Consider the following 416-nt stretch of genomic DNA (forward strand, 5'->3'; position numbering starts at 1 on the left):
TCTCCATTCCGCACCCCACCCGCTGCCCTTAACGGCGCTCGAAAGAACGCCCGTAAGATCAGAAGGCAGGTTCAGACCGATCCCGGTAGGCGGCCCTCGGCGGAGGGGTACCTTTCTTCTCCGGGCATGTCATAAGGTGTGGCACGGACACTGATTGAGCTGTGCGTCCGCACCGCCGACCTGTGCAGCCAGGCCCTGGTCTGCTTTAGCTATCGCCGAGGAAGCTGCGCAGCTTGCGCGACCGGGACGGGTGCTTGAGCTTGCGCAGCGCCTTGGCCTCGATCTGCCGGATGCGCTCGCGGGTGACGTTGAACTGCTGCCCGACCTCCTCCAGCGTGTGGTCGGTGTTCATGCCGATCCCGAAGCGCATGCGCAGCACCCGCTCCTCGCGCGGGGTCAGGCTGGACAGGACCCTG

The 416-nt window shown here is 65.6% G+C and carries 1 protein-coding gene; it reads right to left on the reverse strand.

The annotated features are described in order from the left end of the window. Window positions 1-205: 205 nt before the first annotated feature. The coding region (locus E2C06_RS37025) for a sigma-70 family RNA polymerase sigma factor (RefSeq protein WP_133293443.1) at window positions 206-416 on the reverse strand (211 nt) is incomplete at its 5' end.

It is taken from the genome of Dankookia rubra, from assembly GCF_004355005.1.
GTDB classification, from domain to species: Bacteria; Pseudomonadota; Alphaproteobacteria; order Acetobacterales; family Acetobacteraceae; genus Paracraurococcus; species Paracraurococcus ruber_A.